This is a genomic window from Hahella ganghwensis DSM 17046 (assembly GCF_000376785.1).
Classification (GTDB): domain Bacteria; phylum Pseudomonadota; class Gammaproteobacteria; order Pseudomonadales; family Oleiphilaceae; genus Hahella; species Hahella ganghwensis.
In genome coordinates this window covers 91,298-106,559 of record NZ_AQXX01000133.1, presented here as the reverse complement: position 1 = coordinate 106,559, position 15,262 = coordinate 91,298, and the positions used below count along the sequence as shown (strand labels likewise).

The 15,262-nt window shown below is 50.4% G+C and carries 12 protein-coding genes; 3 read left to right on the top strand and 9 right to left on the bottom strand.

Translation table 11 applies throughout. The features are described from left to right. Nucleotides 1-33: 33 nt before the first annotated feature. The 3 genes from nirB (at nt 34) to F566_RS0122850 (ending at nt 5,865) form a co-directional block, all read left to right on the top strand. Nucleotides 34-2,484, top strand: coding sequence for a nitrite reductase large subunit NirB (gene nirB, locus F566_RS0122860; protein WP_020409363.1), 2,451 nt, complete (start codon nt 34-36; stop codon nt 2,482-2,484). A 186-nt stretch (nt 2,485-2,670) separates the two neighbouring features. Then, nucleotides 2,671-3,000 (top strand): nitrite reductase small subunit NirD, encoded by a 330-nt coding sequence (gene nirD, locus F566_RS0122855; protein ID WP_020409362.1) that lies wholly within the window; start codon nt 2,671-2,673, stop codon nt 2,998-3,000. Between the two features lie 159 nt (nt 3,001-3,159). Next, the gene (locus F566_RS0122850; protein ID WP_020409361.1) at nt 3,160-5,865 is read left to right on the top strand and encodes a nitrate reductase; all 2,706 of its coding nucleotides are present in this window, start codon (nt 3,160-3,162) and stop codon (nt 5,863-5,865) included. Between the two features lie 85 nt (nt 5,866-5,950). Here F566_RS0122850 and F566_RS0122845 read toward each other — a convergent pair whose 3' ends face one another. From F566_RS0122845 to rodA, 9 genes are all read right to left on the bottom strand, one after another. After that, complete coding sequence (locus F566_RS0122845; RefSeq protein ID WP_020409360.1) at nt 5,951-6,307, bottom strand: YceK/YidQ family lipoprotein; 357 nt, start codon at nt 6,305-6,307, stop codon at nt 5,951-5,953. Between the two features lie 391 nt (nt 6,308-6,698). Further along, entirely contained in the window at nt 6,699-8,081 is a 1,383-nt protein-coding gene (locus F566_RS0122840) for an ABC1 kinase family protein (RefSeq protein ID WP_245555288.1), read from the bottom strand. Nucleotides 8,082-8,423: 342 nt separating this feature from the next. Then, nucleotides 8,424-9,422, bottom strand: coding sequence for a lipoyl synthase (lipA, locus tag F566_RS0122835; protein ID WP_020409358.1), 999 nt, complete (start codon nt 9,420-9,422; stop codon nt 8,424-8,426). Beyond that, entirely contained in the window at nt 9,415-10,089 is a 675-nt protein-coding gene (gene lipB, locus F566_RS0122830) for a lipoyl(octanoyl) transferase LipB (protein WP_020409357.1), read from the bottom strand. Before lipB ends, lipA begins: the two co-directional genes overlap by 8 nt. A 23-nt stretch (nt 10,090-10,112) precedes the next feature. Then, nucleotides 10,113-10,376, bottom strand: coding sequence for an HP0495 family protein (locus tag F566_RS0122825; RefSeq protein WP_020409356.1), 264 nt, complete (start codon nt 10,374-10,376; stop codon nt 10,113-10,115). 201 nt (nt 10,377-10,577) lie between these two features. Continuing rightward, nucleotides 10,578-11,738 carry a D-alanyl-D-alanine carboxypeptidase family protein gene (locus F566_RS0122820; RefSeq protein WP_026180251.1) on the bottom strand — a complete coding sequence of 387 codons (1,161 nt, stop codon included), beginning with the start codon at nt 11,736-11,738 and terminating at the stop codon, nt 10,578-10,580. 196 nt (nt 11,739-11,934) lie between these two features. After that, the gene (locus tag F566_RS0122815; protein ID WP_020409354.1) at nt 11,935-12,855 is read right to left on the bottom strand and encodes a septal ring lytic transglycosylase RlpA family protein; all 921 of its coding nucleotides are present in this window, start codon (nt 12,853-12,855) and stop codon (nt 11,935-11,937) included. After that, nucleotides 12,852-13,892: a lytic murein transglycosylase B gene (gene mltB, locus F566_RS0122810; RefSeq protein ID WP_020409353.1), complete on the bottom strand. Its 1,041-nt coding sequence runs from the start codon at nt 13,890-13,892 to the stop codon at nt 12,852-12,854. Before mltB ends, F566_RS0122815 begins: the two co-directional genes overlap by 4 nt. A gap of 185 nt (nt 13,893-14,077) precedes the next feature. Beyond that, nucleotides 14,078-15,229: a rod shape-determining protein RodA gene (gene rodA, locus F566_RS0122800; protein WP_020409351.1), complete on the bottom strand. Its 1,152-nt coding sequence runs from the start codon at nt 15,227-15,229 to the stop codon at nt 14,078-14,080. Nucleotides 15,230-15,262: the final 33 nt, after the last annotated feature.

The following is a 15,262-nucleotide window of genomic DNA, read 5'->3' as shown; positions in this document are numbered from 1 at the left end:
CGCTCATCCTGCTATTTAAATGTGGAGAAGATCATGAAACAGAAGCTGGTGGTTATCGGAAATGGCATGGCAGGAATGAGAACTGTCGAAGAGCTGTTGAAGATAGCATCCGACAAATACGAAATTACGGTATTTGGAGCAGAACCTCACGGTAACTATAACCGGATCATGCTGTCTCCTCTCCTGTCCGGGGAAAAAACACTTAATGACATCATGATCAATGATCTCGAGTGGTACGCCACGAATAACATTACACTACATGCCGGATATGAAAAGCGGGTCACCAAAGTAGACCGCCGCAATAAAGTGGTTTACGCCGCAGACGGAACGGAAGCTGAATATGATCGCCTTCTGCTGGCCACCGGTTCATCTCCTTTCATTATTCCGGTACCAGGCAAAGACCTTAAAGGTGTCATCGCCTTCCGGGATATTTCAGACGTCGACACCATGCTGAGTGCTGCTAAGTGTAAACAGCATGCCATCGTGATCGGAGGCGGTCTGCTTGGCCTTGAGGCAGCCAATGGACTGCTTAAGCAAGGCATGGATGTGACCGTCGTGCACAACCTTGACGTTCTGATGAACCGGCAGTTGGACACCACCTCCGCCACTTATCTACAGAAAGCCCTGGAACAACGGGGAATGAAATTCCGTATGTCGGCCAATACCTCCTGCTTCGAGGGCGATGAACATGGCCAGGTGAAAAGTATCAAGTTTGATACAGGCGAAACCTTGCCGGCTGATATCGTCGTTATGGCAGCCGGTATTCGTCCCAATACGGAACTGGCTCAATCCATCGGTCTGTATTGTGAAAGAGGCATTGTCGTTAACGACACCATGCAGACCTACGATCCATGTATCTACGCCGTTGGGGAGTGTGTCCAACACCGGGGAGAGTTATTCGGACTGGTCGCCCCGATTTGGGATCAGGCCAAGGTCTGCTCCAATCACCTGGCTGGCTACGGGATCGGTATCTACAAGCAGAAAGAAGTTTCCACCAAACTGAAAGTGACGGGTATCGACCTGTTTTCTGCCGGCAACTTTCTGGGGGATAACGACAGCGAACAGATTGTCTTCCAGGATCCAAGTCGTGGTATCTACAAGAAGCTGGTCCTGAAAGACGACCGTATTATTGGTTCCGTTCTTTACGGAGACACTGTCGAAGGGTCCTGGTATTTCAATCTGATGCGTGAAAAAACCAGCGTGGCCGACTTCCGTGATGCACTGATATTTGGCCAACATTTTGTCGGCGATGCGGGACATCAGGGCCAGAATGCCATCGTCGATATGCCGGACGATGCGGAGGTCTGCGGATGTAACGGAATCTGTAAAGGGGACATCGTCAAAGCCATTACAGACAATAAACTTTTCACTCTGGATGATGTTCGCTCAGCCACTAAAGCCTCTGCTTCCTGCGGCTCGTGCACAGGATTGGTGGAACAGATTCTGACTGCCACTGTCGGTGGAAACTATAGCGACAGCCCCAGTGAGAAACCCATATGCGGCTGTACTAAGCACAGTCACGACAGTGTCCGCAATGCCATTACCGAAAACGGCCTAAAGTCCTTTCATGAGGTATCAGCCTTCCTGGAATGGGACTCCGCGGATGGCTGTCATGTCTGCCGACCGGCAATCAACTATTACCTGGTGTGCGCATGGCCTACGGAGAAAGTCGATGATCCCCGCTCCCGCTTCATCAACGAGAGGGTTCACGCCAATATCCAGAAGGACAACACCTACAGCGTTATTCCACGGATGTGGGGTGGGGTGACAACGCCGGATGAATTACGAGCCATCGCTGACGCTGCCGATAAATATCATGTGCCTTGCGTCAAAGTCACTGGAGGACAACGCATTGATCTACTCGGCGTCAAAAAAGAAGACTTACCAGACATCTGGAAAGATTTGAACGATGCCGGCATGGTCTCCGGACATGCCTACGGCAAGGCATTGAGAACAGTCAAAACCTGCGTAGGTTCTGAGTTCTGTCGTTTCGGCACCCAGGACTCCACGGGAATGGGTATCAAGCTGGAAAAAATGACGTGGGGTTCCTGGACGCCGGCCAAGGTCAAGATGGCTGTTTCAGGTTGCCCCAGAAATTGTGCTGAGGCGACTATCAAAGATTTTGGTGTCGTAGCCGTGGATTCGGGCTGGGAGCTGTATGTTGCCGGTAACGGGGGCATCAAAGTCAGAGCCTGCGACTATCTGTGCAAAGTGTCTACAGAAGAGGAAGTTATGGAATACGCCGGCGCCTTTATGCAGATGTATCGTGAACAGGGTCGACACAATGAGAGAACGGCCCCCTGGGTGGAACGTGTTGGCCTGAGCTATATCAAATCAGAAATTGTGGAAAACCCGGAGCAGCGCAAGGCTTTTCATGCCCGATTCCTCGAATCCCAGAAGTACGCACAGGTCGATCCCTGGGCAGAGAGGGCCAGTCAGAATGTGGAGAAACATGAGTTTATTCCACTGACCCAGGTTAACTGATCAGAAACATGAGAATTTCCGACCTGAACGGAAAGCATGCCGAGTCGGTACTGTCATGCGAAATAATTTCAGGAATATAACAAGGCATAAGCCACGAGCTGAAAAACGCGGTGCGTAAACCAGGACGTAACCACCGCTGATGTATCAACGGCCAACACCAGTTTGGCCCCGTATTGAGATTTGGTTATGACACAGTGGATTGATATTGGACTTCTGGAAGATATCCCCAAACTGGGCGCGAGAGTTGTCGGGTCTGTCCATGGCGATATCGCCATATTCCGTACCAAAGAAGATAAAGTTTTCGCCCTGAGAGATAAGTGCCCGCACAAAGGCGGCGCTCTTTCCCAGGGAATTGTTCATGGCAATCAGGTTACCTGTCCTCTACATAATTGGGTGATCAGTCTGCTCGACGGAGAAGCGCAGGGATTCGATAGTGGTTGTACGCCTGCCTATCCGACTAAACTGGAAAATAATCGTATTTATCTGTCGCTCGAGCAGGAACGCCAGACCGGCTAAGTCCGTTTCCCCGCCGGAAGTGGTGCGGTTTCGGTCCCCGCCCAGACCGTACCATTTCCCTTTTCCTGAGGCGCTTTAGAAGCGTCCCAGTGAGGAACGGGCAAAGATCAGGCAAAAGACAGTTACCGTCATAGAATAAAGTCATCATTTGGATACGCCATGTCAGCTCAATGTGCCTCCAACATTCATACTACCTGCGCTTACTGTGGAGTAGGTTGTGGTATCACCGCCCAAGTGATTGATACCGACACTCGACAGGTAGAAATCAAAGGCCAATCCGACCATCCGGCCAATTTTGGTCGACTGTGCTCTAAAGGGACAGCATTGGCGGATACTCTTGGGCCGGAAAACAGGCTTCTTCATCCGATCGTCGACGGCCAGGAAACATCCTGGAATAGCGCTCTGGATCAAGTGTCCAGCCGTCTTGCAAAGGTGATAGATCAACATGGGCCTGACGCTATTGCCTTTTATCTTTCCGGACAGTTACTGACCGAAGACTATTACGTTGCCAACAAGCTGATGAAAGGGTTTATCGGCTCAGCCAATGTGGACACCAATTCCAGGCTTTGCATGTCATCCTCCGTTGTTGGCCATAAACGGGCCTTCGGCACAGATACGGTGCCGGGTAACTATGAAGATCTGGAACAGGCAGACTTGATTCTGCTCACCGGTTCAAACACTGCCTGGTGCCATCCAATCATATTTCAGCGTATTAAGGCAGCCAAAAAACAGCGTCCGGAAATGAAAGTGGTGGTCATCGATCCACGCCGTACCGCCACCTGTGACATTGCCGATTTATTTTTACCGATCAATCCCGGTAGTGACGCTTTCCTGTTTAATGGCCTGTTGGCTTATCTCAGTCGCCTGGGGGCAATTAACTACGAGTTTCTGGAAAATCACACTGAAGGTTTTGGGGCAGCAATCAAGGCAGCCAACGAAACAGCCGGCGATATCGTGACGGTTGCGCGGCAATGCGGTATCAGAGAATCAGAAGTTGCCACTCTGTTTGACTGGTTCCGGCGAACGGAAAAATCGGTATCTGTCTACTCTCAAGGTATCAATCAATCGAGTAGTGGCTCCGATAAGGTTAACGCCATTATTAACTGTCACCTGGCAACCGGCCGTATAGGAAAGCCAGGAATGGGGCCTTTTTCTCTAACCGGGCAACCGAACGCCATGGGTGGTCGGGAAGTCGGCGGCCTGGCCAACCAGTTGGCCGCACATATGGATTTCGCTCCTGAAGATATCGCAAGAGTCGGTCGTTTCTGGCACGCACCGAATATGGTCAGCCAGCCAGGCCTGAAGGCGGTTGAGCTATTTGAAGCGGTAGCAGATGGAACAATCAAAGCCATCTGGATCATGGGCACCAATCCTGCGGTCAGCCTGCCTAACGCCAACCGAGTGGCACAAGCACTGTCCCGCTGCGATACAGTCATTGTGTCCGATTGCATCCATCAGACCGATACCGCCGAATACGCCAATATCCTTTTACCAGCACTGGGTTGGGGAGAAAAAGACGGTACCGTTACCAACTCCGAGCGACGAATCTCAAGACAAAGAGCTCTGCTTCCACCGATGGGGGACGCCAAGCCAGACTGGTGGGCGCTTTGCGAAGTCGCCAAAAGAATGGGATTCGGCCAGGAATTCAACTATCAATCCAGTCGCGACATTTTTGCCGAGCATGCTGCTTTATCCGGCTTTGAAAACTCAATGGAAGGCACTCTTCGTGACTTCAATATCTCGGCACTGAAGGGTATCTCCCGGCAGCAATACGAACAACTCGCGCCATTTCAGTGGCCGCTGGCAGGCTCGGGAGATTCAGACAAAGGATTGACAGAAACGACAGGCACTCCCCGTCTGTTTGCAGATGGGCAATTCTTCACCCCTAACAGGAAAGCCAGATTACTTCCGATTACCCCTACCCTCCCCCAGGCAAGCTTGTCAGAAGAGTATCCACTGGTGCTTAACACCGGCAGAATCCGTGATCAGTGGCACACCATGACTCGCACCGGTCTGGCTCCGCAACTGAATCAACATATCGCAGAACCGTTTTGTGAGATTCACCCCAGCGATGCAGACAGAATCCATGCCCCTCAGGACAGTCTGGTTCAAGTCCAGTCCCGTTACGGTGAGATGTTGGCAAGGGTACAGATTACAGAAAACCTGCAACCCGGGCAGGTGTTCGTTCCCATGCACTGGACCGGGCAACTATCCAGTGCGGGGCGAATGGGAACCTTGGTTAACCCCATTACCGACCCCTACTCCGGCCAGCCGGAAAGCAAACATACTCCGGTTAACGTCAAACCCTTTGCAGCCAACTGGTATGGTTTTGTGTTTTCCCGGCAACCTCTGGCGGTAGAAGGAATAGCTTACTGGGTGAAAGTTGTGGGACGTAATTTCTACCGTTATGAACTGGCGGGGGATGCCCCCATCGCTGATATCGGTAATTGGAGCCGGCATTTACTTTTGAGTGGAATAGAGAACGAGGAATGGCAGGAATATTCAGACCCGTCTGCCGGGAAATATCGTTCAGCAGCATTCGTCAACGGACAGCTGACCAGTTGCCTGTTTATTTCTCCAACCAATCAGTTACCGGAAAGATCCTGGCTGGCCAGCCTGTTTGAAGCAGATCATCTGACAGATCAGGATCGGCTCGGTCTGCTGGCAGGGATTCCAATGAACAGCGCCGCAAATACCGGCAAGACAGTCTGCGCCTGCTTTGGCGTAGGCGAAAAGACCATACGCACGACCATAGAGGAAAAACAGCTATCATCAGTTGAGGCGATAGGACAATGCCTGAACGCAGGCACCAACTGTGGCTCATGCATTCCTGAACTACAAGCCTTACTGGAAGACGCCGGTTAAGCCCTGCTACGATTTGTGAGGAGTCATTATCAGCAACGACTCGCTCCTCCGCGAAGGAGCCTTTATGGCTCCTCTTTTTCCTCAATCAATCAGAATGCGTACGCAATTCGATATCACCATATCGGGACTGATCATAAAGGGTATAGGGTAAGGCAAGGGTATCCAGAATGCCCGAGGCAACCAGATCGACCGCCCACATGGTGACGGCTTTTTCCGTTCCCTGCCAACTGTGTACAGGTGCTGGACGACCGTACATAAGGCACAACCCGTAGCTGACTCCGCTGTATACCCTGGGCAGCCGGGAACAATAACTCCCAGCCTCTTTCAGGTTATTGGCAGCAATGTGTTCCGGTCTGCCAACGGTATTAATGGTTCCGCATCCGGTTTGAAATAAAACAAGTACTAGAATGCCGATAGTGGCGGCCAATCGGATTAACAACATAATATGAGGCTTATCTATCGTTATAATTTTTCAATCGTTATTGTTTTCTATCATTATTATTGGGCTAAAGCTTTGCCCGGAAACAGAGATTACCCGATAACAGATTGTAATAGCGTGAGGGGATTCAAAGAGTTGGACTTCCAAAGACATCTCACCAGCCCTGGAACCCTATAAGCTCGAAAAGGTTATAGGATAGATATTGCAGATTGGTGAAGAAGGTCAATCATGTAGGACGGACACTGCGATTGACCTGTAAAGGAACGACGGCCACTTCAGCCAAAACGAAGCAGCATCAAATATATCAATGGCAAGGGAAGTTTAATCAATGCCGTCCAGACATCCGATACTCACCTGGCAATAACCCGACTTTCTTAGAGTCTGGTGGAACTGCTCAATGCTCTTCTGGTTCAGCACCATTCTCTTCAGGATATAAATAGGGAGTCAGAATCTCCCGACCATTAAACTCGGCCCCCAGCACAGAAAGAAAGGTGTACACCCCGACCAATTTACGGTTCAGGAATACAAACTCTTTGGGTGGAATCTGAAAGTAACGGCTAATTGCCGATCGGGTCGCGCGTTTGGCGATTCGGGTGGGAAGATCGCTTTGTTTCCAGCGGTATTCTCCGTTGTCATTCATGGCGCTGGCAGGCACAGTCAGACTTTCCGGCCCCAAAGGTTCCAGAACAGCCATACAGACTTCACCAAACTCTTGGAGAACGGAATCCGGCCATTCCCGCCGCATGAATTTCAGACGGATCGCCCCTTCTATTACTGAGTCGAGATCATGCTCGTAAGATGCCCTGATCATCTGACAAACCGGTTCAATAAACGCCGGCGGGTATTTCTGTACGGCCCCGAAATCCAGCAATACGATTTGGTCAGAGCCTTCAGCGGATTGACTAGAGCCTTCAGCTGTCTGACTAGCCCCTTCAGCGGACTGACCAGAACCCTCTCCGATTCGAATCCGGTAATTGCCAAAGTTAGGATCTGTCTGTAACTCACTCCAGGAAAAGAGTTCGCGTAGAAATAATTCTAGAGCGGCTTTTGCCAAATGATTTCGACGCGCCAAGGGCAACGCTGCAACAGAAGAATCCCCGACCCCAACACCGTGCTCGAAAGAAGTGGTAATCACATGTCCGGAAGAATATTCTGGAAAAACTTCGGGAACGATGAAACGGTCATCACCTTTAAGCATTTCTCCGAAACGCCGGGTAGTTTCGAGCTCCAGTTCGTAATTGACCTCCCGGTGCATCATATTCCGAACTTCTTCCAGCCATTCATCGAAATCCCGCCCCATGGACACCATTCGAGCCATTTTCAGTAGTGTGGCAACCGAATTGATATCACTGTCGATGGCATCCGCAACGCCTGGGTACTGGATTTTCATGCACAGTACTTTGCCGTCAGACTTGCGTACTGCCTTATGGACCTGCCCTAAGGAGGCAGCTCCCAGTGGCTCATGCTCAATTTCAAGTTCAGCCAACCTGTCTTCACCCAACTCCCGAACCAGCACCTTCCGCATTACTGGCCATTCCAGGGCGGTGGTTTTATCTTCCAGGGTGTGCAGGGCCTCCGTGACTTCCACCGGCAGAAAATGCTCTCCGTATAAGGCCATGACCTGACCAATCTTCACCACACTGCCTTTCAGGTGCCCCAGCTCCTCGACCAGGTAATGAGCCTGCCGGGAAAGTGCTTCACGCTTGCGCTGCTCTTTCTTGTCTCTGGAGGAAAACAAATTGGCGGCCATGTTACCTGCCAATCTTGAGCCGGCCATGACACCCGCCCGAGTCAAACTCAGGCGACGCTCAAAACTTCCGGTTTTAATACGTTGAACAGAATGATGTTTGGATTTGTCTACCATGTAATGGGTATAGGAATTGATTGATTTGGATGTCCCGAAAACTTTCAGGCCATAACCACACCAGAAAGTTGGCGGGTATTTCGGACTTACAGCGAAAAAATCTTTAAGGACGCGTCTATTCCCGATACCTAAACTCCCTGTAGTTGATGTTCGGGATTCAGAAATCGAAGAAAGCTGGGAGGATTATAAGGGAATTACAAAGTGAATGCAGGCACCTCCATGTGCCCATCAGATCTCCAACATCAATGCTGGGGACTAGTTAACGATTTCGCCCGCAGCCTGCTTGTCCGCGTGATAAGAAGAACGAACCAGAGGTCCGCTTGCCACTTGCTTGAAGCCGATCTCGTAGCCGTAATCGGCAAGTTCCTGGAATTCCTCAGGTGTCACGAAACGTTCTACTGGTAAATGGTCCTTGGAGGGAGCCAGATACTGCCCAAGTGTCAGCATGTCGGTATTGTGTTCACGTAGGTCACGCATCACCTGCTTCACTTCTTCGAGTTCTTCTCCCAGGCCGAGCATCAGACCAGACTTGGTTGGCACCTCAGGAGCAAACTCTTTAAAGCGCTTCAACAGCTTCAATGACCAATCATAGTCAGCGCCTGGACGGGCTTTCTTATACAGACGAGGTACCGTTTCCAGGTTATGGTTGAACACGTCTGGCGGGGTATCTTTCAGGATCTCAAGGGCAACATCCATACGACCCCGGAAATCCGGTACCAGCACTTCAATCTTCAGATTCGGGCTATATTTGCGTGATTCGCTGATACATTTGGCAAAGTGAGCAGCCCCACCATCGCGCAAGTCGTCACGGTCCACGGACGTTACGACCACATATTTCAGCCCCATTTCCCCGATGGCCTGTGCCAAATGGGTCGGCTCGTTTTCATCCAGAGGATTGGGACGCCCATGGGCAACATCACAGAATGGGCAACGACGGGTACAGATGTCCCCCATAATCATGAATGTCGCAGTCCCATGACTGAAACATTCACTCAGGTTTGGACAGGCTGCTTCTTCACAAACTGAATGCAAGTTGAGCTTACGTAGTTTTTTCTTGATTTCTTCCACTGCCGGAGAGCTCGAGAGACGGACCCGAATCCAGTCAGGTTTACGGGGCATATTATCAGTCGCGATAATTTTGACAGGGTTACGGGCCACTTTGTCGTAGCCTCTCAGCTTAACACCCTGCTCCACCCTTTTAACCGGCGCTTTTGACGCTTTTTGCAGTGAACCGTCAGTCATGGCATCACTCATATTCGGGTAAACCTCTTTTTTCAATAATATTCCGATAGCCCAGACGCTGAGTCATCAGCTCCAGCCAGCGGGCAGCCACATCCGACAGAGTGGCTGCCGGGTTTAAATCAGAAACCTGGGTCATACGCAAACCCGCATATCCACAAGGGTTGATACGTTGAAACGGTTCCAGGTCCATATTTATGTTCAGAGCCAGACCATGAAAGGATGATCCACGTCGTATTCTCAACCCCAGTGAAGCGATTTTGGCTTCATCAACATATACCCCCGGGGCATCTGGCTTGGGGTAGGCTTCGATGTCATAGGTTGCCAGTGTATCGACTGTCGTCTGTTCGATGGCAGTCACCAGATCGCGCACCCCTATTTTGAGTCTTGGCAGACGTAACAGTAAATACGCCATTAGTTGGCCGGGGCCATGGTAAGTCACCTGCCCACCACGGTCGACTTTCACGACAGGAATATCGCCCGGCATCAATACGTGCTCGGCCTTGCCCGCCTGTCCCTGAGTGAATACCCGCTCATGTTGCAGCAGCCATATCTCATCCGGGCTTTCATCGTCCCGGTGCTGGGTGAATCCCTGCATAGCCTTCCATACCGGCTCATAGGGCATCACACCGAAGTTTCGGACGACAATATCCTGTTGTGGTTGAAGTTCATTTTCAGACATGACGGGCGCCCCAGAAATGAAACCTATAGAACCATTTGCACATATTTGTGTGCTTTCAGGGCAACAAAGAGTGTCTTAACGTGGTCTTCACTTTCGGCAACAATCGAAAACCTGAGTGAGGCGAATCGCCCGTTCCGGCTATCGATCACTTCTACGGAGGATTCGGTAAACGCCGGATAATGCTCCTTGACGATTTCAACCACCACCTCTTTAAAATCCGGCTCGGCATGGCCAATCACTTTGAGGGGATAGTCACAGGGAAACTCGATTTTGGGCGTTTCGGACACTACGCAACCTACCTACATACGTTAAAGACGTTACTTCTTCTGGAGAATATGACGACCAGAGAATCTATCAGGAAAAATCCAATTAGGGGTAATTTTAACCGCTGGAGACGCCAGTAGCGAATTTACACTGTAAATTCATCTATAAGCGGGGCAAATCGAAGGAGTTACCGGACCTCTGAATGAAGCCCGGCAGATAACGGATTATTCGAATAATCCCAGGAAAAACAAAACGATGGCATGCCAGATACGCTTAAAGAAGCCAGCTTCCTCTACCGTCTGCAAAGCCACTACTGGTTCATCAACGATCAGGGAATCACCCAGTTTAACCTTCAACTGACCTAATTCATCACCGGTCTGAACTGGCGCCTTGATAACCTTGTCCACGTCCACTGATGCTTCAAGAGCTGCTTTTTGGCCACGCGGGATCGTCACGATGACCTGCTTCGCCAGTCCTAAAGGCAGTTGATCCACCTGGCCTGCCCAGAGTTCGCTGTCCAACAGTTTTTCGCCAGCCGCGTACAACTTATGGGTCTCATAGTAACGGAAACCATAGTTAAGCAGCTTCAGGGTTTCTCTGGCCCTGGCCTCTTCGCTCTTGGTGCCCATTACCACGCTAATCAGGCGCATGCCATCACGCACAGCAGAGGCTACCAGGCAATATCCAGCTTCATCCGTGTGTCCGGTCTTAAGTCCATCAACACTTTTATCACGCCACAGTAGTAAATTACGGTTGGGCTGACGGATATTGTTAAAAGTGAAATATTTTTCTGAATAAATCGGATACTGCTCAGGAAAATCATTAATGATGGCATTGGCCAACATCGCCAGATCGTATGCCGATGAATAATGATTTTCACCCGGCAGGCCCGTGGCATTCATGAAATTGGAGTTTTTCATGCCCAGACGTGTGGCATGCTGATTCATAATCGAAGCAAACGCATCTTCACTACCGGCGAGATATTCCGCTACCGCGACACTCGCATCGTTGCCCGACTGGATAACGATCCCTTTGAGCAAATCCTCAAGCGGAACTGTTGTCCCCTCCCGGATAAACATTTTTGAGCCGCCTGTCTTCCAGGCATTGACGCTGATAGGCACTTCATCGGTGAAATTAACGTTCCCCTTACTCACCTCATAATCGAGTATGTAAGAGGTCATCATCTTGGTCAGGCTGGCAGGCGGCAACTGTTCGTGCGCGTTATGCTCTACGATGATGGCTCCACTTTCGGCATCCATCAATATATAGGAAGTACCTGCAATCTGAGGCGGCGCAGGAATCAGCGCCGACTGTACAGCAAGAACCTGACAAGTGAACAGACTGAGAATAAAGGCAAGAAAGACTTTCATCCTTGGATGCGACATCGGATACTCTGGACTCTTTGATTTTTAATATGGGATGAATATATACAGTGATTAACCTGTCATAAACGGCACAGGTTAATAATTCGAGAAATAGTATCGGAAAGTGACCACGAATTCACCTCCAGCCATCATTACCATGGCGTAATACCGATGATCTATAACCTTGGGCCTTCGTCGAGTTCATGAAATCAGGCCATCAGCTATTGGCTTCAGCCAACGGGCGTTTTATCAACAGAGCATCGGGATAAGCGGCACGTTGTAGTATATCAAGGAAACGCCGGGCTTCCCTTTCTCCACTGAATGGCCCCACTCTGACCCGATAGACGGGAGTTCCAGATTCACCCTTACTGACAAACACCGGGGCATCCAACAATGCGCTAACCCGATTGAGCGTACGTATCGCCGCTATTTCATTGCTGAATGCGCCGACCTGAAGAAAGAATCCCTCTGCTCCGGCAGGAGCCGACGAAGTGGACGACGGTGGTACCGTTGACTCAATCTGGTCTGCAATCGTGGAATCGGATTTATAGGGATAGGCCTCAATCCTGACCCTTGCCGTCCCTTTATTCACGTATCCCAGTTTTTTCGCCGCCGCATAAGAAAGATCGATAATCCGGTCACTGTGAAAAGGGCCACGGTCATTGACTCGCACGACGACCTGAGCACCATTGGCCAGATTCGTGATTCTCGCGTAAGTTGGCAGCGGGAGACTCCGGTGGGCGGCAGTAAACCCATACATATCATAGGTTTCACCATTGGAAGTCTTATAGCCATGGAATTTCTTGCCATACCAGGAAGCAATCCCTTCAGCCACGTATCCATTGGCATTATCCATCACATAATAGGTTTTCCCCCAGACCTGATAGGGAGACTTGTTCCCGCCGCGACTTTTCGGCTCAACCCGAGGTGTCGGCTCGGCAACAGAATGGGGATTGAACGAAGAGTCCTCCGGCCCCCGATCCTGAGAGAGATGGTAGCGTGATGAGTTTCCTCCGCATCCGGACATCAGAAGGAGCAATGCGCCAGTCAAAATCCAAACCAGGGGCAAACGCGTATGACGCATGAGGTAATCGCTATAAACAATGAGGCCTCTATGTGCAGCACCAATGGCAGTCACGAACTCACCTCTGATTCTGCCGCTTTGGTTTCATGGCTCTTCATCGTCTCTGATTTCTGCCTGATTGCCTGACTGAGCTGATAAACCGCCATGGCATAGAGGTCACTATGGTTATATCGGGTGATCACATAGAAGTTATTAAGCGCCATCCAGTATTCATTACCATGCTGTCCTTGCAGCATGAGCAGACGTGCTTTGTCATCCCCCTGCGCAGAGGACGTAAAGGTAATACCTTTATCCTTCAGATCGCTGACGCGGCTATCCAGTTTCAGCGTTTTCACGACTTTCACTTTCCCTTCCACCTCATCTACGCCAGCTTTCACAACAACATCCTTACCTGCCTGCCAGCCGTGTTGGGACAGATAGTTGGCAACACTGCCGATAGCATCCGTCCGATTTTCCAACAGGTCAGCTTTTTCGTCGCCATCAAAGTCGATGGCATACCGCCGGTAACTACTGGAGATAAACTGACCGAAGCCCATTGCACCTGCGTAAGAACCGTACATGGAGAGAGGATCAAATTTCTGTTCTCTGGCCAGCAGCAGAAACTGCTCCAGTTCGCTACGGAAGAATTTGCTTCGTGGGGGATAATCAAAAGCCAGTGTGGAAAGGGCATCCACAACTCTGTAGCGACCTTTGTGTTTGCCGTATAGAGTTTCAACACCAATGACAGCAGTAATGACTTCTGCCGGTACACCAAACTTTTCTTCTGCGGCATGAAGTGCTTTCTGGTGAGCTTGAAGAAACTCCAGGCCACCGGCGATGCGGCTTTCGGTCAGAAATATTTCCCGGTATTCTTTCCAGGTCAGGACACGCTCTGCCGGACGACTGATTGCATCAATGATCTTCTGTTTCTTTTCTGCTTTTGCAAATAGAGTCGACAGCTCGGCTTTATCAAACTGGTGTTTTTCCACCATTTCATCAATAAACTGCCGGGCTTCTTCTCGCTGCTTGTACGTCACATCGTCGCTGGCCTGAACACCAGTATTCACGACAACTCCCAGAACAGCCGGGATCAACCACTTCACTCGTTTCATTTATCGTTTCTTTTTTTCAATATCAAATGCGGATAAGAGCAATGGAAATTGCTCATTCATCTTCTTTAACCCAACTCCATGGCCACCAATAAGAAAATCCAATGGTTCACTAGCCACCAACCCCATCGCTTTTGCTCCATATTAAAAGCTGCTAACTCCCTGAGCTGGAAAGGATCCATTACTTCCTAACGAGGCAACATCTTCCGGTGCGTCTGAATAGACATCAGAATCCCGAAGGAGACCATCAGGGTCAACACCGATGTTCCCCCATAGCTGACCAAAGGAAGCGGCACCCCAACAACCGGCAGAATCCCACTGACCATGCCCATATTCACAAATACATAGACGAAGAATGTCATAGTCAGGGAGCCTGCCAACAGGCGGGAAAAGGTATCCTGCCCTTTCATGGCAATATACAGACCTCGGTAAATAATCATGGCATAAAGCAATAAAAGTACAGATACGCCAATGAATCCAAATTCTTCAGCAAATACGGCGATAATAAAATCTGTATGGCTTTCAGGCAGGAAATCCAACTGGGACTGGGTACCGCCCAGCCATCCTTTGCCTTCCAGTCCGCCAGAGCCGATGGCTGTCTTTGACTGAATAATGTTCCAGCCCGCACCCAGTGGGTCTTGCTCCGGGTCCAGCATCGTCAATACCCGCTGCTTCTGGTATTCCTTCATGCCAAATAACCACATGATTGGAGCAAATGCCGCCACACAGCCGCAAAAGCCCAGAATCCAGCGCAATCCCAGCCCGGCAAAGACCAGGACAAATATTCCCGAAGCGGCAATCAATATAGAGGTCCCCAGATCCGGCTGAATAACAATCAGCGCAGCGGGGATGGCAACAATAATCAAGGTGCCAATGATATGCTTGAAACTGGGAGGTAGCGTGCGGTCTGCCAAATACCAGGACACCATCATGGGAACCGCGATTTTCATAAATTCCGAGGGTTGTATGCGGGCGCCGACACCGGGTATTTTCAACCAGCGCTGCGCTCCTTTGGCATCAGCCCCCGCCAGCAACACCGCCACCAGGCCTATCAAACCAAGCAAAAATACCCAGGGGGCCCAACGCCGCAACACAGCCGGATCAATCTGCGCCACGGTAATCATTAAAACCAGAGCGACAATAAAGTGGATTCCTTGCTTCTTCACATCCGCCAGACTCTGGCCGCTACCACTATATAAAACAAACAGACCGGAGCTGATAAGAATCAGCAACAGCACCAGCAGAGGCCAGTCAATATGAATCACATCAGACAATCCGGGCCGACGACTGAAGTGACTCTCAGCCCCTGGCAATTGCCGGATAAAATCACCCTGGGCCATCTAATAGCCCTCCTCTCTGATGCAGCGCTTTGT

Excerpts from the sequence above, each read along its gene's own strand:
- F566_RS0122850 (WP_020409361.1), top strand. The coding sequence starts at position 3,160 with ATGTCAGCTCAATGTGCCTCCAACATTCATACTACCTGCGCTTACTGT.
- F566_RS0122820 (WP_026180251.1), bottom strand. The coding sequence starts at position 11,738 with ATGTCGCATCCAAGGATGAAAGTCTTTCTTGCCTTTATTCTCAGTCTG.
- lipA (WP_020409358.1), bottom strand. The coding sequence starts at position 9,422 with ATGAGTGATGCCATGACTGACGGTTCACTGCAAAAAGCGTCAAAAGCG.
- nirB (WP_020409363.1), top strand. The coding sequence starts at position 34 with ATGAAACAGAAGCTGGTGGTTATCGGAAATGGCATGGCAGGAATGAGA.
- nirD (WP_020409362.1), top strand. The coding sequence starts at position 2,671 with ATGACACAGTGGATTGATATTGGACTTCTGGAAGATATCCCCAAACTG.
- F566_RS0122845 (WP_020409360.1), bottom strand. The coding sequence starts at position 6,307 with ATGTTGTTAATCCGATTGGCCGCCACTATCGGCATTCTAGTACTTGTT.
- mltB (WP_020409353.1), bottom strand. The coding sequence starts at position 13,892 with ATGAAACGAGTGAAGTGGTTGATCCCGGCTGTTCTGGGAGTTGTCGTG.
- rodA (WP_020409351.1), bottom strand. The coding sequence starts at position 15,229 with ATGGCCCAGGGTGATTTTATCCGGCAATTGCCAGGGGCTGAGAGTCAC.
- lipB (WP_020409357.1), bottom strand. The coding sequence starts at position 10,089 with ATGTCTGAAAATGAACTTCAACCACAACAGGATATTGTCGTCCGAAAC.
- F566_RS0122840 (WP_245555288.1), bottom strand. The coding sequence starts at position 8,081 with ATGGCCGGCTCAAGATTGGCAGGTAACATGGCCGCCAATTTGTTTTCC.